Below are 23,857 nucleotides of genomic sequence, written 5' to 3' on the forward strand. Positions count from 1 at the left end.
TGCGGGGGGGGGGGGGGGCGGGGGGGGGGGGGGGGGGGCGCGGGGGGGGGGGGGGGGGGGGTAATAAAGTAATCCTGTGAAAACAAGAGTCAATCATATCTTCATCGGCAGACACCCTTTCGTCCCCAAAAAAATGATCCATGAATTCTCCTCCCATGATCCGAAACAACACGCAACGTGGTCTTCCGATCACCCACCAGCGTTCCAGAATGCCACAGCAACTGTCCCACGCCAGAGTCAGCACATTTCTGACCAACAATCTAATCGATCCACGTTTCCATGTCCATATAATAATCCGGATACATCGAAAATTGGGAATTATAATGTTCCATGCATCAACCTATTTGGCCATTGAATATAGAAAATAGAGAATCGTTCTCTGAACGGATTGCATAGTGAGAATTAATATCAGCAAGATAGACGTTGCCAATATAAAGAGGAGAACGAGTCAGAAACACCAGTGAAACAATCGTTATTTTCCATGTGTCACCAGAAGGTATTGACCAGGGACGTCAATAATAATATATATTATTTATTGCTTCCTGCAATCTGCCAAAGGATGTAGCAACCAACTTCATTTCTCCAGATGTCGGCGTGGGTTGGTCACGCAGTTTTTCAAGGGCAAGCGTCATTTCCGCACAGATCGTCATCACCTCGGTCAATCCGAAGAATTCTGCCACCCCAGCGATGGCACGCAATTGCGCGATGGCATGATTGACCACGGCAACGGGAATGTCGGTCAACCGATGCTGCATCCGCGACAAATCTTCCTCGATCGCCGCCAGTTTCACGTTTGCCTCACGTACAAAGAAGTCTATTTTTTCATCATGATGGAAGGGGGGATTCGTGAGCCATCCCAGAAAGACCTCGCGCAATCCGGGATCGACGGCCTGCCATGCGGCAGGATTGGCGCGTGGGTCTCCCAGGGATCCGAGCAGAAAATGACGAATCAGGTTGCGCAGACCGGTTTCCGGAGCGCACTCCAGAAATGGTTGCAACAGTGCCTCGGCCATTCGTGCGAAAAAACCGGAAACGAGCTGCTGCCATTGCCCATTCGCATCCCGAAGCCCATCGAAAACCCCCTTGAGTCGATCCTTTCCCATGCCATTCGGTTCGGTGATGCCACGCAGGCGTTTCAGAACGCCATTCAATGTTTCCCGCACGAATCCGCCACTGGCAAGTGCTCCGGTCAAGCCGGCCTGCTGGAACAATTCGTGGCAGTTTTCCTCGCCACGGCAAAGGCGCTCCGCAAGGCGTTCGGGTCCATCCGAACCCAGAAGGTCGAACCGGTCCAATCGATCTGTCCAGGGGGCAAGCCCTGTCGGACCGGCCTGGGACATCGGGTGATGCAACAGTCTCTTCCAATACGCTCTCTCGGATTCTTCCGGATAGTGCAATAACAGATTGTGAATCAAATCAACCATGATGCCATTCGAGGCGTTTTTTGCAAACCATTCGCTCCAGGCTGTTTTCAGAGCTTCATCGTTACCGAGGGGGCCGAGCCCACCAGGTTCCGGTCCGAACAGCAGCCAGGGGACGCGCCTGAGATCCCTTCGCGAAAGCCCGGCGAGGGAACCTCGGTCCTGGAAATGGGTGGCGACACGGTGCCGGATCTGTTCCAGGTCCTGGCGGGGAGGAACACGAACAACCGTTCCGGCCATCGGTAGCGCATCGATCCTTTCCCTGGCCCGTGCCATCCTGCTGTCGGAGGGAAGGGAGGGCAGAAAGAAAAAAGCGTAGTCATTGGCCAAAGCGCGTTTCAGGCTCATTTTACGACATCGAGTTTGCGATTCAACTGGTCCAATTCCTCGAACAAATGGGTCATGGATGCGGGTGGTCTGGGGTTGACCAGGAAAAAACGGATGTCGATACGGCGGTTGGCGGCATCGGCGACCGGTTCCTCGTGGGCGACCACCGGGCGGGATTGGCCATATCCGCTGATGCCGAATACGGGTTGCCCCTTGAGGTTGCGCAGTTCACCAAGGTTTGTACGCAACGGCCCCATTCCGACCAGCGCTTCATAGGTTTTCAATGCGCGCATGCCTGAAAGATGCAGATTGTTGCTGTGTGGATTTGATTTTCCCAGGGGAACATTATCGGTATGTCCTTCGATGAACACGGCATCCAGGGTTCCTGGATTCCATTGACGGTCCTCACAAAATGGTGGCCGAACCGTTGCGTCGAGCGACCCTGAATAACAGGGCAGATGTCGTTCCAGGACCCGTTCCAGTTTCTTGAGATTTTCTTCCCCTCCCGATGCAAACTGGGCCGATCCGGAAGGAAACAGAATTTCATCGGGCAGCCGCAGGATTCCATGATTGGGATCGATGAAAACTCTCAGATTCTCTTTTGTTTGCAAATCCCGGTGAATATCGTTCAGCAGTTGGTGAAGCAATAGCTGGGTCTTGGCCATGTGCAGGTCAAGATCTTTTTTAAGATTGGACGCCAGATCCCGAAGATCCACAACCCCGGATTCAAATTTTTTCAGTTTTTCCTCTTGATCGGCGTTGATCTTCTCCAGTCGTTCCCGTTCTTTCTCGACCTTGACCAGTTCCGAGCGAAAATCGGTTTCCGTCGAGCCCATATTGAAGGAGAAGATGATCAGGATGACGATGAATACATACAACAAGGCCGACATCACATCGCTGATGGAAATCGAAAAATCGTGAGCCGTGAACTGCGGGACTCGTGTTTCGCGGCGTCGCTGATACATGGCCGGCCTATTGTTTCAAGTGCGACATGGATTTCAGAAAGAAGGTGATCGATTCGTTCAGATCATCGAGCTTGTCGTTGAAATCTCCGATCGTCGAATGCAATTGCCGGGAAACGACATCCATATGTTCATCGACACCGCCGATGAATTCCAGGACCTTTTCGGAGGAAAATTCTTCCAGGTCACTATTCAGGCTTGCCACCGTCTGCTGCAAGGAGGCGTTCACCAAATCGAAGCGGTGCTGTTGCTCGGTCCAGGTCGTTTCCAGCTCATGTTGCATCAGGTTGATGGTTTCCCGCATATGTTCCTGGGCGGCGGTGATGGTTTTCAGGGTTTGTTCGGCTCCGTCCTGGGTCGCCCCCTGGGTGGCGGACAGAACGTGGGAAAGGTCTCCCAGGCGTTGCATGCTATCATCGATTCTTTCTCCTGCCGTGATCATTTTCAGCGAGGTCTCCTGCATGGGGACAATCAGGGTTTCCGACATTCGTTCCAGGAACCGGCTCATCGAATCATCGAGGTCCTCCAGACGGGAGCCAAAATCGGTGATGTTGTAGCCAAGCTTTTCGGTAATGCTCCCCATGTGGTCGTCGATGCCGGCGATAAACTTCATTACCCGCCCGGAAAATTCTTCCAGGCCGTGATTGAGTTGGATGAAGGAGCGTTCCAGAGAGGCATCGACCCCTTCAAACCGGTTTTGATAGTTGTTCCAGATGTCACGCAATCGTTCATGGGACTTGGCGATGGCGGTCAAGGTTTGCCGTGCGGTCTCCTGGGTATCGTTCAAGGAGCGGGTCACCGACTCCATCTTTGCAGAACCTTCATGCAATTTTTCCCCGGCCACGGCAATCATCATGGCTCCCGACTCCATGGATTGGATCATCTGTCCGAACCGGGACTGGACCGCATCGAAACCATGGAGAAAGTCGAAAACCTTGTGCATGGCCATCTGGTTTTCATCGGCGGATTGCCGCGAATGGTGCAGGGCTTGAGAGATTCGCGCCGCAGCCGTGTTCAATTCATCGGCGGATTGTTTGAGCGCAAGGCCTGTGGCCTGGAAAAGGGTTTGCAGTTGATCGTTGTCCAGGGTTTGCCTTCTCTGGGAGGCCTGAAGCGCGTTGGCCACGCTTTGATGACCATCGCCAATTTTTTCCATGGCGTTGAGGTTGTTGGCTTCCATTCTTTCGAAGAGTTGGATCATGCCACCGATTTTTTCCTCGAAACGACCGTGGAAGGAGTTTAATTCCAGGACGAGCGTTTGCGCCAGGTGTTCCGGGGATGGGGTCGTCCTGGTACGCAAATGGTGCCGTATTTCGTCCTGGACCTGATGAATCGAAGACAGGTTGGCAAGAATGGCGGAAAGGTTTTCCTCCATGCGGGTGGAAATATGTTCTCCGACCTGCCTGAATTCGGTGGCCACATCCGATTGTTGCCGGGACACCTGGGCGGCGGAGGCGGTGAATTGGCTGGCGATGCTCGAAACCAGGGATGCAAGACTTTCTTCCATGCGTTCGGCCATGGTTTCGCTGGCCCGATCGATGCCCTGAGCCATGGTCGCCTGAGTCGTGTTCAACTGGCCCAGGGAACCGGACAATTGCGTCGCCATCCCGGAGACGGCCTGTTCCAGGCTTGCGGCGGCGTGGCGCAACAACGTTTCGGATGCGGCCATGTCGTGCAGCGAGCGTGCGATTTGATTTTTATAACCGCCATCCGATTCACCCAGTATCCGCACCATTTCCGATTGCGCCGACTTGAGATTGGATAACAGATCGCCCAATTGGGTCAAGGTTTGTTCCATGCGCCCTTCGTGCCCGGCGGCGGATTGCCGCAGCAGGGTCACAAGTTCCGATTGGGCGGTTTTCATGCCGTTTGCCACCTCGGCGAGACCGGCGATGGTATGTTCCAGGCGCAGGGCCATTCCCGCCGAAGAGTCTCGCAGCAAGGCGCCAATTTCCAGTTGTGCCTCTTTCATACCGGATGCGACGACGGCCAAATCCGCGATCGACGTTCCCAGCAAGGAGGAAAAATGATCCGAGGATTGACGAAGGTTGGTGTTCAGCAGCGCTCCGGCCCCTTCCATGGCCCCGCGCAAATCTCTGGTCGCCTCCCGCAGAGCCTCCGCCATACGTTCACTCTGACGATCGAGATGATCCTTGAGATTCGATACATTCTTTTCAAATTCCTCGATGTTCCGGTCCGATCTTCCCTGGACATCGACACCAAATCGACCGACCTCGGTCACCAGTTTTTCCTGGGCGGCGGTGGTGGAGCCTTGAAGTCCGGTGATCGCCTCGGAAAGCGTTCGTAACGACCGATCAAGGCGATCATGAAGATTTTCGCTGGACTCCCGAATGACGGAGGCCATCCGGGTACCCACGCCATCCAGGGTTTCCCGGATTGCGTGGGTGGCATCGGGCTGTTCTTCCCGACGACCTTCCTTGAGGACGTTCACCAGGGAATCCAGAGATTTTTGTTGCACCTTCAAATTTTCGCCGATGGCATGGAGGGCCAGTTCCAGCGATTCGACGCGGTTCGAAAACAATTTTGGCAGGTGTTCAAGGAAGGGGGCCAGGGCCTTTTGCAGGGATGCCTGATGAAATTCACGCTGACTGTCCTGATATTTGACGAGGGTTTCGAACATTTTTCCCAGAGACTGGGTCAAACTGGCACCGATGCGGACGTCCGTATCGCGAGCGAGAGGGGGGCCGGAGGTATCGGGCGGGGTTCGGAAGAGATCGGATTTCTGAAAAATCCGACGAAGATTTTGCAATTCTTCGAGTTGTTCTTTCTGGGCGGTGTGAATTCGGTTCAGGGTGCTGTTTTCAGGGGGTTTGATTTCGAGACAGGATTCCAATTCTTCGCTGAACCGTTGAACGAGACGGCCAATCTGGTATTGGCGACGTTTTTCCAGGACAGAAAAGAGAATCGAAAGACCAATACCAAAAATCGAGGTGAGAAAGGCCGTCGAGACACCGCCCATGAGAAATTTCATGGCCTGCCTCATTTCATCGGGTCCCGAGGACATGCCATCCTGAGCCAGATAGATGCCGGCGACGAGACCGACGAAGGTTCCGAAGATGCCACCACCGGTGAGAAAGCCGGGAATGGCATCGTAGAGGCGCGAATTGATGTTGACAAAGAAAAGGCTGCGTTCGTTGATATAAAGGGAAGGTTCCGCGGTCGTACCGATCATTTTCCCCGACTCGGGAGGAGGAACGACCAGGTGTTTGCCGAATTCTGCCCAGGCCTGGGCGAAAAAGTGCATTTCTGGAGATTCCATTCCCGACTTGAAGCGTGTCCAGTTGGCCGCAAACCGTTGCTTGCGCAGGGTATCGCGGGTTGTCGGATCCGGAGAATCCGATGTTCCAGTGGCCACATCCGCGCCGCACTCTTGAAGAAGGATCAGCCCCCGTCGCACCTGAACACCGATACGATGGGTTTGGACAAAGAACAGCAACAGACTACTCAGGAATCCGCTGATGACGAGGAAGGCCAGGACGAGATGCCCTCCGAGCCCTGAAAAAAATTTGGCGATTTCTACCAAATCAACCTCCCTGGTTCATCCCATCATGGGTTATCGACATCCGGCCCATCCGATGAAGCGTCGGCGCCTCAGGGCTTATTTTAGTCCAGCATGATGTGGGATTATGCCCTTCTGGCAAAGAAATAAAAAGCCAAAATCAAAGGCAAACCGTGGGGTTCTGCCCCATGATCCGCAATTGCCATCGTGCGGGATGATGAGACCGGCTTCCGGGATCCTGGTGGAGACCGCCATATTGCGCGCCACCCGTACATCAGGAGTAATCGTTCAGACTCCCTGGCAGGTTCTGGTATCAAGCGACCATGGTCTGTCTGGTTCATCCTGGCACTTGCCCCGGACGGGTCCATCCCGGCGGCGATTCCCAGGTCGGTTTGGGAAAGGTCCACCCGGTCTCTGGCCTCCTTGAGTCGTTTCGGTATCGGTGTCTTGGTCATCCCAGTCCATGTCCATGAAATTGACGTGGACTAAGATTCTCTTAAGAAAAACTGGTAAAGTCCCTCTATTTCAACGATTTAGCCAATTTATGGCCATCAGAGAAATCGATATGGTGTCACCGGATTTCGCGACGTGATCGGTATCTACGTCCTGGCCCCGGTGGTGTCATTTTGAGACTGACAACTGGACGGAATTCCATTATAGTCAGACGAGTCTAACCACTATACAGGGGGAAGTTCCCATGCCCACATGGCAATTGCAGGAGGCCAAGGCCCGTTTCAGCGAACTGGTGCGCCGGGCGGCGGTCGAGGGTCCCCAGGAGATTACGGTACATGGGGAACCGTCCGCCGTGCTGGTCAGCCGTGCGGAATTCGACCGGATGACCCGTCCCGTCTCCTCTTTCGTGGCCTTCATGCGCGCATCCCCCCTCGTCGGGGTGGAACTGGAGCTGGAGCGGGACCGGGACCGCTCCACTGACCGGCAAGTGGCGTTGTGAGCTACCTGCTCGACACCAATGTGTTGTCGGAAACGGTGCGCACCGAGCCGAACCCGGCGGTACTCCGTTGGTTGTCTCAGGTGCCGGACCATCGCCTTTACGTCAGTGTGCTGACCCTGGGCGAGCTTCGCAAGGGGGTGGAGCGGTTGGCCCCAGGGACCCGGCGGGAGCGGTTGCGTCTGTGGCTGGAGCACGATCTTTCCTGTTGGTTTGGCGGGCGGGTATTGCCGGTGGATCGGGCGGTTGCCGACCGTTGGGGACGGTTGTTGGGGGAAGCGGGGCGTTCGTTGCCCGCCATCGATAGCCTGCTTGCGGCCACGACCCTGCATCACGAACTGCGGCTGGTAACGCGCAACCGGCAAGAACACCCTGCCGCGCGCGAGGTCGAACATGCCTTACGATCCCGAATTGCTGGAAGCCATGCGTCAGGTACTGGCAAAACGCCCGGACATCACGGAAAAGAGGATGTTCGGCGGTTACTGCTGGATGCTGAAGGGCAACATGCTCTGTGGCGTGGAAAAGGGCCGCTTCATGTTCCGGGTGGGCCGGGATCGGGAAGGAGAGGCACTGGCCCGACCGGGGGCCGCGCCCATGGATCTCACCGGAAAGCCCATGGCGGGCTTCGTCTGGGTGCGTTCCGAAGAGGCGTTGCGCGAGGGTCTGGAAAGTTGGATCGCCCTGGCCACCGGTTTCGTCGGCACGCTTCCCCCCAAATGACGGATTGCTTCGGGAGCCGACCATGGAGCTTGCGACCTTTTTCCCCGAAGCACGCGCTTTTCTGAACGAACTGGCGAGCAACAACTCCCGGGAATGGTTCAACGCCCGGCGCGACCGTTACGAGCGCGTCCTTCGCCAACCAGCCGAAGCGTTCTGCGAACGGGCCGGTCGGGAACTGGAGGCGCTCGTCGGGACGCCGATGCGGCCACGGGTGTTCCGCATCCACCGGGACGTGCGCTTCTCGCGAGACAAAACGCCGTACAACACCCATCTGCATATCGGTTTTTCCACCGCCGGGGAGGTGGAGAGGCGGTTGTGCGGTGGTTTTTTCTTCGGCATCGAGCCGCATTGCCTGGTGATCGGTGCCGGAACCCTGGCCTTCCCGGACGACGTCCTGGCCGCCTACCGTGAGCGCATCGCCCACGGCCCGGAGGGTGATCGGCTGGCCGCCTTGCTGAAGGAACTGGCCGATGCGGGATTCCGTTGGGAGGAGGCCGAACTCAAACGGATTCCGCAAGGCTGTGATCCCCTGCATCCTCACGCCGGACTGCTGCGCCGCAAGAGTCTGGCGGTCTTCATCGACCTCCCCCCCGAGCAGGCGACGGGCGATCCCGTGGAGATCTTCCTGACTCAGGCCGGGAGACTCCTCCCTTTCCACGTTTGGATTTCCGGATTGCGATCTTTCCTGGCGTGATGATGTCAGTCGAAAGGTCATGTCCGCTCCCCCATCGAAACGGGAACGCTCCTGCCGTCGTCGTCACTGGGGAGGAGGCATCGCCAGTTCGAACGTTCCGCCACAGACCACCCGACCGTTGACCAGAAGGTCGAGGCGATGGAGACCGGGATAATAGCGGCGGGTGGTGATGGGACGCAGGGGGTGACTTTTTTCGAGGTGGATCACCTCGTCGGCAAGAACCCGGCGACGGGCGAGTTTGAAGACCTTGGGCGAGAGGGAGCCGTTTTGCCGCTGGTGATGGACAATGTAGTCGATGGACAGGGTGGCTGCTTCCCGGCAACGCAGGGTGGTGGTGAAGGTCGCCGTTTCCCCCAGCATGACCCGAGGTGGCATTAGGGTGAAGGCAACCACTTCCGGGGTAAGCGATCCGGAAAACCCCAGCAGCGCCAGCGCTCCGGCATGCCCCTGCTTGACCAGGGTGCGCAGGCCATGGTTCACGATCCAGAGGGTTCCAGCGTCACCGTGGTTCAGCCAACGTTGGGCCGTGGCCACGGCCAGGTCAGGGTGATCCCTGCTCACATCGTTGAGGTGATTGGCCACCGAACGCCGCACCACCGGGTGGTGGTCGGCGTGCAGGGGTTCGAGGATCTCCAGGCAGGGGGTGGGGTCGTCGATGAAGGGTTTCAGGCGTAGGCCCCAGGGCAGGCGCGGACGTGATCCTTCCGAGGCCAGACGCCGCAGACGCCAGTCCTCGTGCCGCGCCCAGGTGTGCAGGCGCGGGAGGGTTAGTTTTGGATGATTCAGGATGTAGGGGCGAATATCGAACTCGGCGCTGAAGTGGCGGGTCATCCGCTCCAGGGCGTCCAGGGCCAGGTCCGGGTGGTTGAGGCCGTACCTTCCCACGAAGTTGAGGAAGGGCAGGTGGCGGAAACCGTCGTAGCCCTCGACACCGCCGCTGCCGTCATCCTCTCCCATGCTGGCCAGGAGAATGGCAACGGCGTCGGGAAAGGTGGCGGGCAGATAGGCGCGCAGCCCTTCGGCGATGCGCCGGGACCGGGCCATGAGTTCCAGGCTGGGGAAATCGGCAACCACCTCGGCGACAAAGGTCTCGACATCGAAACCGGGGTGGTTGGCCGCCACCCGAGCGGCCAACTCCTCCACCAGGGGCCGATGATAGATCTCCTTCAGGGATTTCGACACGCCTTGGGTCATCTCTGCTTTCGGGTTCGCCCCATGCCGGAGCCGGGTTTGAACAATTTTCCCATTCTCTTCGACCAAGTTCACTATCGAACGAGTCCAATATCAGTGACTCATGTTAATCATTGATATTGCTCATAAAAAGTGAATACGGTTTTGTCGGGATCACCGAGGGGTGAGTCCAGAGCTTTTGGAGAATATTGGCCGCGAGAGAAGAAAAGGTCAAGTTCCGACTCTGGCGGGTCCGGCGGGGGACCAAGTTCTTTCTTGAACCGCCCGTGCTAACCATTGGAAACATTTGTGTTTTTCAAACGACCACGGCCACCCCGAATGGTGGCCGCGTTGCGGAGAAAATCTGTTGAAAAAAGGTACCTGGGCAGTTACGAAAAAAGAATGGTGGACCAAGTGATACGGTTTCAAACTAATTCTCCAGGCTTTATTGCGGCGCAGCACAAAGAAGAGTTCGAAAGCGTCTTGGCTACCAATTGATGCATACCACATCAAGTCATCTGATTTCCAAAGCTTTTTCGCGTCCAGACAAACTTTCCTCTCAAAAACGACTGCAACCTGTGGACCCGCATTTCAACTCCCGTTTGGTCGGCAAAACAGTGTGAGCGCAAACTTTTACTCTGTTCGCGGAGAATGGAGAATTCTGCGCTGCCGAAACGATGCCCTTCCAATACCATTTTTCCAAGGCGTTTTCACCACCCACTTGGTGGCCGTGATCAAATGCCGTTTCGAACGGATTTTCCGGCTCTCCCGGTTCGGAGAGCGGGAGCAGATTCCGATGGGCACTTGGTTAACAAGCGGAACAAGTCAATGAAAGACGGCCTGCAGTGAGTCAGCTTGAAAAATCTTGATGGCCCAGGCATCAATATCTTTCAGGTCAGCAGATTCCACTCTTTCTTGGAGAGATTCTGGGACCAATCCAAAGCGAGCCTGGAGCTGTTTGAGCAGCATTTCGGCCTTGCCTTTTTGCTCTCCCTTTCTCATCCCAATCCGCTCCACGCTTGTGATATAAGGCATCTCCTTGTTCTCCTCGAAGTTGGATAGATTTGTCCAGAATTGGTTGTCCAACTCTTCTGGCAGGCTCAGCACCCAGTCGATGAATCGAAAAAGATCAACGATCTGTTGGCGGCTGAAGCCTCGTTCGTACAGCATGCGCGTGATGCGCATTTTCTGCTGGAATCGCTCTGCCGGTTGATTTTTGGTCTGTTTGCCGGTCAGATGCGCCAGAATGACGATGGCAAACGGATTGGTGGATGACTCCAAAAGATCCAAACGGAACAGGTAATCCAGCAATTTTATGGCATTGAACTGGAAACGGACCTCCGATCCCCAAATCTGGTAACCAAAGGCGGATGGTCTCCAGGAACCTTGCAGGGAGTGTCTGGATCACGTCATCGTGATGAACCAGGAACACCTGCGACGGACGCTGACCTCGTACCTGATCTATTATCACGAAACACGCACCCATCTTGGTCTGGCCAAAGACTGTCCTGAATCACGGACGGTACAGCCAATCGGGACAGGTGATGTCATCGCCATTCCGCATCTCGGTGGGCTGCACCATCAGTACCTGCGGAAAGCTGCCTGATCCAACTTCGGTTTCAGATTGTCAAAGAACACATCCAAAAGGTGATGTTCCGATGGCGGTTGCTCGATTCGTGAAAATTTAGACCATGCCGACCACCAGAACCCCAATCTTGAAGTTGATTACCCTGTCACAGTCCGAAGAAACCGGTCTACGCAACAAGATAACTTTTATATTGTCAAACCCCACAGGAAAGATGCCTTCTCCTTTCCAGACCCGTTCATAAAATTCAAACTCCGGAACCTGCAAGTGGTTTTCCAAAGTCCAGACGTGTCCTGTTCTCGATTCAGCGCAGGAATGTCCCAAAGTTGCGGTCACCCCAACGTTCGATGCGCATCATCCAGGCGGGTTGATCCAGTTCAATCTTGATGTAGAAGTGGCTCCCCTGCATCGAGAAGCGGTTGCCTGAAATCAGTTCATGCAGTTCGTAGCTTTCCCCATAGCCGATTCCATAGGCTTCTGTCGGAATGAAGATTTCCCCTTCCTGCCGGTTGAAGGGATCCAGATTCACCGCGATGAGGATAATGTTTTTCCAGTCGTCCGACGCCTTGCCGTAAAAAATAATGTTGGCATTGTCAGAGCGGAAAAATTTAAGGTTCTTGGAATGGTGCAGCGCCGGGTTTTCCTGGCGGATGGCATTGATGCGGCGGATAAACTCCTTGATGTTTCCCGGGCGGTTCCAATCCCAAACCTTGTATTGGTATTTTTCAGAGTTCAAATATTCTTCCTTCCCCGGAACGGCGGCATTTTCGCACAGCTCGAAGCCACTGTAGACGCCATAAACCGAGGACAGGGTGGCCGCCAGGGCAAAACGACTCATGAAGGCGGGGCGCCCACCTTCCTGGAGAATACGGGGAAGAATGTCCGGGGTGTTGGCGAAAAAGTTCCACCTCATGTATTCCTTGACCTCGTTCTCCGTCAGTTCCTTGAGATATTCGGTCAGCTCCACCTTGAAGTTGCGCCAGGTGAAGTAGGTATAGGATTGGGTGAATCCGACCTTGGCCAGCATTTTCATCATGGGAGGCTTGGTGAACGCCTCGGAAAGAAAAACCACTTCGGGATGTTCACGCTGAATTTCACCAATCAGCCATTCCCAGAAGGCAACCGGTTTGGTATGGGGATTGTCAACCCGAAAGGTGTTGACTCCGTGCCCGACCCAGAACATGAGAATGTCCTTCATCTCCTGCCACAGGGATTTCCATTGGCCTTCCGGGGCATTGAAATTGAGGGGATAGATGTCCTCGTATTTCTTCGGGGGGTTTTCAGCATATTTGATGGTACCATCAGGCCGCTTGAAAAACCATTCAGGATGTTCCTTGACGTAGGGATGGTCGGGTGAACAGTTGATGGCAAAGTCGAGGGCTACATCCAAATCCAGGTCGCGGCACGCCTGGACAAATCTTCTGAAATCGTCAATGGTACCCAGCCCCGGTTCGATCGCATAATGCCCGCCGGTCTCATTGCCGATGGCATAGGGGCATCCCGGCTCGTCGGGACCGCATTCCAGGGAATTGTTGGCCCCCTTGCGCGCGGTACGACCGATGGGATGAATCGGGGTCAGATAGATGACATCGAATCCCAGAGCTTTGATTTCGGGAAGCCGGCGGATGCAGTCGTCAAAAGTGGCACTCTTCCCAGGCTCCGTCCCCTGCGAACGGGGAAAAAATTCATACCAGGCGGCAAAACGCGCCCGGACCCGATCAACGTAAACCTCAAGCGGCGGTTCCCTCATGGTCATGTCGGACGGAAGCTCTCCAACCTCCTGATTGGACAGCAGTTCAAGTCGCTCATGATCCGAAGTGCAGACCGCCAGGCGTCCGATCAGATCCTGGTAGAAACTTTTTTCCGATTTTTTCGTCGCATTCGCCGCCATCTGCCGTAACAGCGCTTCACCCTCGATCAGATCGCTCGTGACATCTTCATTGGCATCGCTTTTCTTCTTGGCATCCTGAAGCCAGGTGGCAAAAAGATCGGTGTAGGCCTCGACCGTGAAAAGATAAAGAGCGTTCTTTTCCGGTTTGAAATTTCCTTCCCAGAGGGACAGACCAGGATTGATCTGGCGCATCGGGGTCTCGGCCCACATCTTGTTGCCGAATTTCTCCCGGTACTTCAGAAACACCTTGATCACCGAATGTCCGTCCCGGTAAACCGCGGCACGGACGACGAGGTTATCCCCGACTTCCCTCTTGATGGGATAACGTCCTCCATCGACAGCGGGGGTAATCTGTTCAATGACGATGGGTGAAGGGTTTCTCATGCTCATGCGGATTCACTCCGGCTCGACGATAGGTCGGTTTATGGTCCGTGGTCACTTGACATGCCGCTTGTAGAGTTCGAAGGTCTGTCTGGCGATGCTGGCCCAACTGAATTTCTCTTCGACCCGCGCCCGTCCAAGATCTCCCATCGACGTCATCAATCCTTTGTCATCCAGGACCTTGTTGATGGCGTTGGCAAGGGCCTGCGAAAATTCGGCGGGATTGATCGGTTCGAACGGGCTTTCCTTGTATTGCTCGAAGTCGATCAGATAGCCCGTTTTCCCCTCCTGGACGATTTCGACGATGCCGCCAACGGCACTGGCAACCACGGGCGTCCGGCAGGCCATCGCTTCCAGGTTGATGATGCCGAACGGTTCGTAGATGGAGGGACAACAGAAAACCGATGCGCGAGAATAAAACTGAATGATCTCTTTCTTGGGCAACATCTTCTGAATCCAGAAAATGTTCTTCCTCTTTTCGCCGACCTTGCGCACCCCTTCTTCCATTTCCATCTTGATTTCCGGGGTGTCGGGTTCTCCGGCGCAAAGGACGATCTGCGCCTCGTCGTTGATGTGCTTGATGGCGTTGACCAGATGGATGATCCCCTTCTGGCGGGTGATGCGTCCGACAAAGAGCACAATGGGCTTACCGGGATCGACCCCATGGCGTTCGAGGGCATCGACCTTGTCGGTCTGTTGGTATTCCTCAATGTCGATGCCGTTGTAGATGACGCTGACGCGGTCCGGATCAACATCGAAAAATTTTAAAATATCTTCCTTCATGCCGTTGGAGACGGAAATGATGGCATCCGCGCTTTCCATGGCGGTCTTCTCGATCCACACCGAAAGATCATAGCCCAATCCAAGCTGTTCCCGTTTCCACGGGCGCAGGGGTTCCAGTGAATGGGTCGTCAGAAAAAATGGAATGCCATAGGCCTTCCGAGCGATGATCCCTCCCAAATGACTGTACCACGTATGACAGTGGACCAACTGTGCATCAATGGGGGTGGCGTTGAAGCCAATGCAGTTGTGCATGGCGGTCAGCGGCGATTTCAGCTTCTTGTCGCAATGGGCAAAGGCTTCCGGAGCAAAATCCAGCCCGTGTACCGCAAGATGCGGCGTGGTTTCGTTCTGTTTGCCGAAACACCGGACCTCGACATCCATGAGGCGGGACAGTTCCCGGGAAAGATATTCCACATGAACACCGGCGCCACCGTATACATTGGGCGGATATTCCTTGGTGAGAAACAGCGCTTTCATTAAGATTTCTCCTGATCTTGAGCGTCTTGTCGCCGATTCAACTCCCGTCAGTGTAGCCGAGTTGTGACCGCATCCCAAGGTGTGGATCATCAATGGGACCACGTTTTCTTCCTTCACGGGCTTCGAAAATCCTTCCCGAGGGCCCGAGGGCACGAGCGGGGATCCGGGCAACGTTCGTCGGCACGGGTCTTGTTCACGGGGCGTTCGGCAGTCTGGTGTCCCCGCCGTCATGCCCTGAATGGAATAGGAACTTACTGTGTTTTTGATGCGCCTTCAAATATATTTCGTTTTTGTGTTCAATAATTTTTTTAATAGCAACGTCCGTCCATCGCCAAGACCGTTCCTTCACGATTGGAAAATCGCGCCCATGCGATACAATGATCTTGAAATCAAAAAAAAATCCGTGCCTCTTGACCACAATTGAGGATACCATGCCCTTCAAAGGCATCATGGATCTCTCAAGGTTTCGCAAAGGCGGTCACACGCCACTTGGGGTCCGTTCGGCCCGTGCCACACTGTCAACCACTTGAACGCATGACACAGGGAGAACAAGAATGGCCAGCATCACACTCAAGGGAAATCCCATCCATACGTGTGGAAATCTTCCCGCGATCGGTGTTCCAGCACCTGATTTCTGCCTCACAAAAACCGATCTCTCCGATGTTTCGTTGAAGGACTTCGCCGGAAAAAAGGTGGTGCTCAATATTTTTCCGAGCATCGATACCCCGGTTTGCGCCGCTTCCGTTCGCCGTTTCAATGAGGCTGCTTCAAAATTGGCCAATACGGTCGTTTTGTGTGTCTCCCTTGATCTTCCTTTTGCCCACAGCCGATTTTGCGGCGCGGAAGGGCTTGAGCGGGTCATTTCGGTGACCGAACTTCGCGCCCGCGGGTTTGGCGAGGTCTTTGGCGTGCGGGTCGTCGATGGTCCCCTGGCGGGGCTTTTTTCCAGGGCCATCGTCATCATCGACGAAAAGGGAAAAGTGACCTACACCGAACAGGTCCCCGAGATTACCCAGGAACCCGATTACGCCAAGGCCCTGGCCGTCTTGTGACGCTGTTCTGACAATAGATCCCGAAGGTCTCGACCATGCCCGGCAATGATTTGCCGGGCATCGTTTTTTTCGGGGGCTGGAAGAAGCGGTTCGATGATCATCGTGTTTTCGCTTGTCCGTGGGCTTTCCGGACGCCGAGAAATTCCTTCAGGGCGTTGGCAACCACAGCCGGTTTCTCGACGAAAAACAGATGATCGGTGTCGGGAACAATGTGCCATTCACTTCGGGGAAGCCGCTTTGCCAGAAGGAGTGAATTGGCGACCGGAAACACCGGGTCACGTTCCCCGCAACCGATCCAGACCGGGACATCGATCCGTTCCAGGGGGAGCGGGGTGGCAAAGAATCGGGCCATGGCAAGATATTGCCCCATGATCTGGTGACGATCCTCGGGGTGGGCCAGACGTTGCGTGAGCATGTACTCGTATGCCTCGGGATAGTCGGCAAGACAGGGGCTGACCATCGGCTCCAGGATCCAACGGGCCAGACCTTGGTGGTCCATGGACAACACCTTTTCCATTTGCGTCCGGCTCCAGAAGGAAAACAAGGGCCGGAATTCAGGGCCGGCAGAGGTGGAACACAGAATGGCCGCGGCGGTGAAGAGATTCGGGGCAAGGGTCAGAAGCCTTTGGACGATGAATCCTCCCATGCTGACCCCAAGAAGGGTGACCGGTGCGCCGATCCGATCGTGAACCAGGGTCAGAATGTCATGAGCCAGATCGTCGATGTCGAAGGGGAGGGATGGTTTCGGCGAACGGCCCATCCCCCGATTGTCGGGGAGCCATACCGTGAAGGATCGTTCCAGATGGGCGGCCAACGGTTGCATCAGCCAATGGCTGCAACCAAATCCGGCGATTCCGACCAGGGGGGGACCGGTTCCCGACCTGTGGCAAAATAAAGGTACTCCCGTTCTCGATTCATCCATTCCGCCGTCCACTCCCTTTCTTTACCATCCAACAGTACACATTTTTCACTTGCGGCACCGTGGAGGTTTCGTTGACAATCAGGCGTGTTCAATCCGGTCCGATCCTTGGGTCAACTTCAGTCTTCGGAACAATCCGCGTCTCATGAATCCAAAGGTATTCGATCTTGAATCGCCAGTAAATCGGATGGTCGTGGATTCGGTCGTATCCTGCGTGATCAATGCCGATGATCTTGGAATTTCTCCCGAGGTCAACGAGAAAATTTTTTCCCTTCTTGATGGCGGACAACTGAAATCGGCCTCGTTGCTCGTGAACGGTCCCGCCATCGCTGCGGCGGTGGCCAGGGTTGCCGCCTATCCCCATTGTTCCTTCGGTGTCCATTTGAACCTGACGTATGGTCCACCCCTGACCTGCAATGAGGACTTGAACCCCATTCTGGATGGGAACGGCATGTTTTTCGAGGAATTTGATCGGGATCGCCTGACGCCGGCGGTTCAGGAGGCCGTGTTCGAGGAATGGCGGGTCCAGGTCGAGACGGCCAGGGCCATGGGGGTTGCCGTCAGTCATCTGGATTCGCACCATCACGTCCATCGGATCGCGGCGTTGTTGCCCTGCCTGACCCGGTTGCAACGGCAACTGCGGATCGACCGTCTGCGTGGCAGTTGGACCATCTTTCCCGAATCGGGGGCGGGGTATCCCTTTGGCCATCCACAGGCGTTTCATGAGACCCGGACCACCCAGGCCTTTGCCGCGTTGCACACGTTCATGGCTCATTTTGGTGACAACAGATCGCAGCCAGGACCCAGAATCTGGGAACTCATGACCCATCCAGGATCACCCAATGACGGCGACACCTCCCTGTTGCTGGGGGGGTGGCGCGAACGGCTTTGCTTCCCAGTGGAAATTCTTTCCTTTCATGAGTTATAACCGTCCCGCCCCTCGTGTACCACGATGGTTACGGGGGCCGACCGCAACCCTTTGCCGAGGCAGGCCCAGACTGTGAGACATTCGACTCCATTTCGGGAAGCATGGTCCGCCACCGCTTATGGCCAACAGCGTCTGCTGTCATCGGGAGGGGGACCGGATGGTTCCGAGCCTGATCGAACGGACCTGAAAATCTTGCGGGTCCAACCGGGAAAGGCCACCAGCCATCATTTCCATCTGCTGCGCAAATCCTGGTTCTACATTCTTTCCGGTTCACTGGAGGTGACCTGCCGGTTCGATGATTGGTCTGTGGTGGTGACCACCGGCGACTTCCTCGAACTCGAACCGGGCGAGGATCATTCTTTTTTCAACAGGGGCGATTCCGATGCTCTGGTTCTGGAGGTCGGTTCCCCTGGCCACATGCCCGAGGACAAAATCTCTTTCTCCGCCAAAGATCGCATCTGTTCGGTTTCTGCCGGACGCTATTGGGATGAACGGAAAGATCGATCGCTCAAGATCAAGATCGGCGGGGTCGAAAGCCTGGACGCGGCATGTCTGTGCCATGAGTTGGGGGTCGATGCCCTTGGACTGGAGCTGGATCATTGTCATTGGTCTCGTTCCCTGGCCCGTATGGAGTGGGCGCGACGGTTGCCTCGGGGAATGAGTCTTTTCCTCGTCACCCATCTGACCCAACCCACGCTCGTGACCGCCATGCTCCATCGTCTGGGCTGCGATACCCTGCAATGGCGGGGAAACGGGGAAATTCCATCACGACTGCCCGATCTTTACCGAAAAGTGCGACAACATGGCTTTCGGGTGGTTCATACACTGCGCGGAACCCATGCGAGCGTCTTGCGGGAGGTCCGGGAAATCGGATCATGGGTCGATCTCTTCGATGCCCTGGTCTGGCAGCCGGCCAACCGTGGTGACATGGAAACCGGGGCGGCGGAACAGGAGGTGATCCTGGCGCTCGCCACTCTGGCCAAACCGTGGCTGTTGGCCTGCGATCATGGGCTTGATGCGATGTCGGGGTTTGTCGAGACCCCTTGTTTCTCCGGATATGACATCCTTGGTTCGGGATGGCGGTCTTTCTGCGGTCAATCGGAGATGCTGGTCGCGGACCGCGAGAAGATTCAAAGAATGATCCCGCATGTTCATGCCTTGGAAAAACAGGTTCGGACCCCCTGATTGAGAGCGGTCCGTGTACCTTTTCCCGATCCACATCCGGAAGGAAAGTCGCGATCCTTGTTCGATAACGCACCCGAGCACACACAATTGTTGGCGGAGCTTGATCGATTGGACGGTCTTGATCGCAGGATTGTTCAATTGAGCGCCATCATTCACGATGTTGTTCCGGTTTCGCAGCTGGTGGCCTGTCTGAAACGGACAAAAATAAAACTGACTGGCCCATTCATCCTGACGGTACGGACGGTCCAGGGACGGGTCGAATCTCTTCTTGCCAGAGGGATGTTGCGGCGGGGGTTGGGCACGGGGTTTCATTTTCTGGTGGCCCGCGAGATTGCCGACGATGCGGTGCGTCAGGCAGTGGCGGATGGGGTGTTGCCGGAACTGGTCCGGGCTGTCGATCAGGAATTGCCTGCCCTGCTTCGTTCCAGTCCCATGAAGGGGACGTCGCGTCTGGTCAGTTTCGATCGGGCCGTCCGGGAAATCCGCCTCGGGCTTTTGACGGGTGATGAGGCGCGGGTCCTTGGTTTCAGTGAATTGGCGGAGGAGCAGCGGGTCGAGGATTATCGCCGGGATCCCCCCCTGGTGCGCCTGTGTTCCCGTCCCTGGAACCCGGAATGGATGGCCTCGCTTTCCCTTTCCATCCAGGTCAAGGTATTGGAAGAGATGGTTGGGCTTGCGTTGACGGACCTGGAACCGGTGGCGGAAATCGGGCAACTGCTGCAACGACACCGCGAGCAACCATGCACGGTTCACGGTCCGGTTTTGCGGGCATTGGAGATGACCGTTCTCCTGGTCCAGGGGCGTTTGCGAGAGGCCTGCGAACTTGCGGCATCTGGAAGGCCGATCCTGGGGGAATCCGCATTTCGCGGGTGGATCGACTTTTTCCAGGGGAAAAACCGGCAGGCGATCGCCACCCTGGAAACGACGATCTCGATCCTGGATGAACCGCGGAAAACGGGCCACCAAAAGCTCTTTCCTTACTATTGGAGTGGTTTATTCCTGTTGTTTGCTCTTTTGAGTCAGGGCGCGCTGAAGGATCGACAGAATCTGTTGCACCTGGTACAGCGGTTCGAACGCAATCGGAATCATCCTCTGGCATCGAGTTATCAGGCGATGCGGGCAGTGGCCATGGCACGCAGCGGCGATGGTGATGCGGCGCTTTTGCTTTTGGGATATCGCAGGGAGGCGCTCCAATCGGGACTGCCATGGTTGCGTCAGGAGCAGGTCAGTCCTCTTTTGACCGCCCGTGAAGGGGGATGGAATCCGGGACTTCCCAAGGCGGTTCGGCCTTCTCCCGCCGATGGTCTGCCCGAACTGGTGCGTCTGCTGGCCCTCTATTGGATCGATCATGAAGCACTGGCGAGCGAGGCCGTCCTGGGACAGCTGAAGGTGATTCATCTGAAGGTGGTCACCAACGATTATCCGTGGCTGGTCATGGAAAGCGCCGCCCTTTTGGAACGGTTGACGGGGGGCGAGGAATATCGGGGCGTGGTCGAAACCATGGAACGGCAGTTGGGGTTCGCCCCCCTGACGCCACGGATCCAGCGCGAGGAACGCTGGGAGCAGACCCTGACTGCGTTGATGAAGATGACCGGTGGCGATGAGGATCCGGGCCTGGCCGCGAAGGAACAGGATCGCCGGCTGATCTGGTTGATCGAAACCCATGGCCAGCGTGGCAGCGTTCAGGCCAGGGAGCAGGTTCGTTCCGATTCGGGCGAATGGAGCCGGGGGCGGGTGGTGGCGGCGCGGCGACTCCACGGAAATGAGCCCAGACTATGGGGGTTTCTGACGGAACAGGACCTGGAAATCTGCGCCGCGGTGCGTCAGGAGTACATCTACAACGGAACCCGGTATGATTTTGATTGGTCCGGGGCGATGTTGGCCATGATCGGGCATCCCCACGTCTATTGGCTCGACAATCCGACGGTCAACGTCGAGGTGGTCCGGGGGGAACCGGAATTGCTGGTCCATGAACACGAGGGGCGGATCCGCATCCGTTTTTCCCAAAGGATCGATGGTCCCGGGGTGATGGTCCTGCGGGAAGGGCCCAATCGTTGCCGGGTCATCAAGATCACCGGCGAACACCACAAGATTGCCGACATCCTGGGGCCTGACGGGTTCATCGGTCCCGGAAGCCAGAAAGATCGGGTCATGGGGGTCGTGGCCCGTCTTGCGCCGATGGTCAACATCCAGTCCACCGTCGATACCGATCTGGCCGACGTTCCGGAGGTCCCTTCCGACTCCCGTCCCCGCGTGCAGTTGGTGCCTCATGGGGTGGGGCTGACGGTTCGATTGATGGTGCGCCCTTTTGGTTGTTCGGGTCCATGGTGCCGTCCCGGTCGCGGTGGAATGCGCATGTTCGGCGAACGGGAGGGACACAGGGTCCAGGTTCGCCGTGAGTTTGTCCTTGAACAGGACATGGCCGACGAAGTGGCGGCGATGATTCCCACCCTGGCGGGAAGGTCGGCGGATGACCGGACATGGACCCTGGAGGTCATGGAAGAATGTCTGGAACTGTTGTCGGAATTGCAGGCATTGGCCGACAAGGTGACGGTCGAATGGCCCGAGGGGGAACGATTCCGGGTCAGCCACAAGGTATCGATGGATCGGTTGCGGCTGCGGGTACGCCGGGACCGGGACTGGTTTTCGGTTTCCGGGACCTTGGTCATCGATGATGAATTGATCCTGGAAATGGGAGACTTGTTGAAAAAAACAAGGGAGGGTACAGGACGATTCATCTCCCTGGGGGAGGGACAATTCGTTGCCCTGACCGAATCCTTTCGCCGACGACTGGAGGAAATGCTGGACCTGGCCGAGGAAGGGGAGAAGGGATGGCGGGTTCATTCCCTGACCGCGCCCTGGTTGGCCGAGATGGCTGCCGAGAGTGGTCGGGTCTCCGGGGACCGGCATTGGAAGGGGCTGCTGGAACGGCTTGAGGCGATGGAAGGGGCCGACGTAGAGATCCCTTCGACCTTCAAGGGGGAATTGCGGGAATACCAGATCCAGGGGTTTCGTTGGTTGCACCGGTTGTCGGTCTGGGGGGTCGGTGGGTGTCTGGCGGACGACATGGGATTGGGCAAAACGCTTCAGGCCATGGCATTGCTCGTGTACCGCGCCGCCGAAGGTCCGGCGCTGGTGGTGGCGCCCACCTCGGTCTGCACCAATTGGGAGGGGGAGATTCGAAGATTCGCTCCAACCCTGAACCCCATCCTCCTGGGGGGGCGCAATCGTCGGGAATTGGTGGAGGATGTCAAGGCATTCGATGTATTGATCGTCAGTTATGCCCTGTTGCAGATCGAGGAGGAAATGCTGGCCAAGGTGGCATGGCACACCATTGTCCTCGACGAAGCCCAGGCCATCAAGAACCGGCTGACGAAAAGATCCCGCGCCGCCATGAGGTTGAATGGAAATTTTCGTTTCATGACCACCGGGACGCCGATCGAAAACCATCTTGGAGAACTGTGGAATCTGTTCCGGTTTCTCAACCCGGGACTGCTTGGCTCCCTGGAACAGTTTAACGAACGTTTTGCCCTTCCCATCGAACGCTATCGTGATCGGGATGCTTCCCGGCGTCTGAAAACACGGATCCGTCCTTTCATTCTGCGGCGAACCAAGAACCAGGTGCTTACGGAATTGCCCCCCTTGACCGAGATTGTATTGCATGTCGAAATGGACGATCGGGAAGCCGCCTTCTATGAATCGCTGCGACAGCAGGCCGTGACGCATCTGGAAGGGGTGGACGGCGCGAAAGGGGAGGTCCCTATGGCGGTCCTGGCTGAATTGATGAAACTGCGCCGCGCCTGTTGCAACAGTCGCCTTGTCGATCCCGATCTTCACCTGCAAAGTGCCAAGTTCGAAACGTTCAAGGATGTGGCGCGAACCTTGTTGGCCAACCGGCACAAGGCCCTGGTGTTCAGTCAATTCGTCGATCATCTGACCATCATTCGCGAATTCTTGACCACCGAGGGGATTTCCTTTCAATATCTCGATGGCGCGACGCCGGTGTCCAACCGGCGTCGCGCCATCGAAGATTTCCAGAAGGGGGGCAGTGATTTTTTCCTGATCAGTCTCAAGGCGGGTGGTGTGGGTCTCAACCTGACCGCCGCCGACTATGTCATTCACATGGATCCCTGGTGGAATCCGGCGGTGGAGGATCAGGCCTCCAACCGGGCGCATCGTTTTGGCCAGAAACGTCCGGTGACGGTGTATCGTCTGGTGACCCGTGGGACCATCGAAGAAAAAATTGTCGCGCTGCACGCCAGCAAGCGCGATCTGGCCGACGATCTTTTGGAAGGGGGCGACATGAGTGGCCGGTTGAGCGCCGAAGAACTTCTGGGACTGATTCGGGAGCCGTTGTCTTGAGGCCGTGAGGGTCGCGCAGGTCTAGGGCCTGTTCTCAATCAGGCCAGCCAAACAAATGCGCATACGAGATTGAGAAATGAACCGAAATTTCTGTCGAGCTTGTCGTAACGTGTTGCAATTCGCATAAACTATTTGATTTTATTGAAGAAAAGTTCAACCAGGTTTCGGTCTTTGTACCAATGACGATCATATTCACGTTGCTGCAAACGGTTGCTCTTGGAAGGGATAACCACCTCCGCGCCTATATTTTGAATCTGTGCAACAAACTTATCGACATCATACCCTTTGTCGCCGATGACCATGTCCGGAACCAAACCATCGATCAGTTCAGAAGCTTGGCGGATGTCTGCGATCTGACCTGCTGTAAGCGTACATCGCAATGGGTTGCCGAGGGCATCTACCATGGCGTGAATCTTTGTGGTCAATCCACCTCTGGATCGACCGATAGACTGCGGTCCCTCTTTTTTTTAGCCCCAGCAGAGTGTTGGTGTGCTTTGATGATGGTGCTATCAACCATAATCTGTTCCAAAT

At 56.1% G+C, this 23,857-nt stretch carries 16 protein-coding genes and 2 pseudogenes; 9 read left to right on the top strand and 9 right to left on the bottom strand.

The window, feature by feature from the left end; all coding sequences use genetic code 11:
* Positions 1-512: 512 nt before the first annotated feature.
* The 3 genes from HQL76_15895 to HQL76_15905 are packed head-to-tail and all read right to left on the bottom strand — an operon-like array spanning position 513 to position 6,254.
* Positions 513-1,769 (bottom strand): hypothetical protein, encoded by a 1,257-nt coding sequence (locus HQL76_15895; protein MBF0110652.1) that lies wholly within the window; start codon positions 1,767-1,769, stop codon positions 513-515.
* Positions 1,766-2,713, bottom strand: coding sequence for a hypothetical protein (locus tag HQL76_15900; GenBank protein ID MBF0110653.1), 948 nt, complete (start codon positions 2,711-2,713; stop codon positions 1,766-1,768). Before HQL76_15900 ends, HQL76_15895 begins: the two co-directional genes overlap by 4 nt.
* A gap of 7 nt (positions 2,714-2,720) precedes the next feature.
* On the bottom strand, positions 2,721-6,254 hold the full coding sequence (locus HQL76_15905) for a hypothetical protein (protein ID MBF0110654.1): 3,534 nt from the start codon (positions 6,252-6,254) through the stop codon (positions 2,721-2,723).
* A 673-nt stretch (positions 6,255-6,927) separates the two neighbouring features.
* Here HQL76_15905 and HQL76_15910 point away from each other — a divergent pair.
* The 4 genes and pseudogenes from HQL76_15910 to HQL76_15925 all read left to right on the top strand — a co-directional run bounded on the left by HQL76_15910 (position 6,928) and on the right by HQL76_15925 (position 8,593).
* On the top strand, positions 6,928-7,182 hold the full coding sequence (locus HQL76_15910) for a type II toxin-antitoxin system Phd/YefM family antitoxin (protein MBF0110655.1): 255 nt from the start codon (positions 6,928-6,930) through the stop codon (positions 7,180-7,182).
* Positions 7,179-7,547 (top strand): annotated as a pseudogene (locus HQL76_15915) (type II toxin-antitoxin system VapC family toxin). Before HQL76_15910 ends, HQL76_15915 begins: the two are co-directional and overlap by 4 nt.
* A gap of 25 nt (positions 7,548-7,572) precedes the next feature.
* Entirely contained in the window at positions 7,573-7,899 is a 327-nt protein-coding gene (locus HQL76_15920; protein MBF0110656.1) for a TfoX/Sxy family protein, read from the top strand.
* Between the two features lie 22 nt (positions 7,900-7,921).
* Entirely contained in the window at positions 7,922-8,593 is a 672-nt protein-coding gene (locus HQL76_15925) for a DUF2461 domain-containing protein (GenBank protein MBF0110657.1), read from the top strand.
* Positions 8,594-8,656: 63 nt separating this feature from the next.
* Here the strand turns inward: HQL76_15925 and HQL76_15930 are convergent, their stop codons facing one another.
* Together HQL76_15930 and HQL76_15935 are read right to left on the bottom strand one after the other, a co-directional pair.
* Positions 8,657-9,775 carry a DNA alkylation repair protein gene (locus HQL76_15930; GenBank protein ID MBF0110658.1) on the bottom strand — a complete coding sequence of 373 codons (1,119 nt, stop codon included), beginning with the start codon at positions 9,773-9,775 and terminating at the stop codon, positions 8,657-8,659.
* An 813-nt stretch (positions 9,776-10,588) separates the two neighbouring features.
* A complete protein-coding gene (locus HQL76_15935; protein ID MBF0110659.1) occupies positions 10,589-11,074 on the bottom strand; it encodes a DUF4351 domain-containing protein in 486 nt (161 codons plus the stop codon).
* Between the two features lie 106 nt (positions 11,075-11,180).
* Between HQL76_15935 and HQL76_15940 the strand changes: the two genes are divergently transcribed.
* Entirely contained in the window at positions 11,181-11,369 is a 189-nt protein-coding gene (locus HQL76_15940) for a hypothetical protein (protein MBF0110660.1), read from the top strand.
* A gap of 283 nt (positions 11,370-11,652) precedes the next feature.
* Here the strand turns inward: HQL76_15940 and HQL76_15945 are convergent, their stop codons facing one another.
* A complete protein-coding gene (locus tag HQL76_15945) occupies positions 11,653-13,623 on the bottom strand; it encodes an alpha-1,4-glucan--maltose-1-phosphate maltosyltransferase (protein MBF0110661.1) in 1,971 nt (656 codons plus the stop codon).
* 51 nt (positions 13,624-13,674) lie between these two features.
* Positions 13,675-14,880, bottom strand: a complete 1,206-nt coding sequence (gene glgA / locus HQL76_15950) for a glycogen synthase (GenBank protein MBF0110662.1) — start codon at positions 14,878-14,880, stop codon at positions 13,675-13,677.
* Positions 14,881-15,434: 554 nt separating this feature from the next.
* Between glgA and tpx the strand changes: the two genes are divergently transcribed.
* Positions 15,435-15,932: a thiol peroxidase gene (tpx, locus tag HQL76_15955; GenBank protein MBF0110663.1), complete on the top strand. Its 498-nt coding sequence runs from the start codon at positions 15,435-15,437 to the stop codon at positions 15,930-15,932.
* A gap of 97 nt (positions 15,933-16,029) precedes the next feature.
* Here tpx and HQL76_15960 read toward each other — a convergent pair whose 3' ends face one another.
* Positions 16,030-16,854 carry an alpha/beta hydrolase gene (locus HQL76_15960; protein MBF0110664.1) on the bottom strand — a complete coding sequence of 275 codons (825 nt, stop codon included), beginning with the start codon at positions 16,852-16,854 and terminating at the stop codon, positions 16,030-16,032.
* Between the two features lie 142 nt (positions 16,855-16,996).
* On the opposite strand from HQL76_15960, the gene HQL76_15965 reads away from it, so the two are divergent.
* The 3 genes from HQL76_15965 to HQL76_15975 all read left to right on the top strand — a co-directional run bounded on the left by HQL76_15965 (position 16,997) and on the right by HQL76_15975 (position 23,326).
* Positions 16,997-17,779, top strand: a complete 783-nt coding sequence (locus HQL76_15965; protein MBF0110665.1) for a ChbG/HpnK family deacetylase — start codon at positions 16,997-16,999, stop codon at positions 17,777-17,779.
* 72 nt (positions 17,780-17,851) lie between these two features.
* Positions 17,852-18,964 (top strand): cupin domain-containing protein, encoded by a 1,113-nt coding sequence (locus HQL76_15970; GenBank protein MBF0110666.1) that lies wholly within the window; start codon positions 17,852-17,854, stop codon positions 18,962-18,964.
* 57 nt (positions 18,965-19,021) lie between these two features.
* Positions 19,022-23,326 carry a DEAD/DEAH box helicase gene (locus HQL76_15975; protein MBF0110667.1) on the top strand — a complete coding sequence of 1,435 codons (4,305 nt, stop codon included), beginning with the start codon at positions 19,022-19,024 and terminating at the stop codon, positions 23,324-23,326.
* A 128-nt stretch (positions 23,327-23,454) separates the two neighbouring features.
* On the opposite strand, the pseudogene HQL76_15980 reads toward HQL76_15975, so the two are convergent.
* A pseudogene (locus HQL76_15980) lies at positions 23,455-23,781 on the bottom strand (transposase).
* Positions 23,782-23,857: the final 76 nt, after the last annotated feature.

The sequence above is a fragment of the Magnetococcales bacterium genome (genome assembly GCA_015228815.1).
Taxonomy (GTDB): Bacteria; Pseudomonadota; Magnetococcia; order Magnetococcales; family UBA8363; genus UBA8363.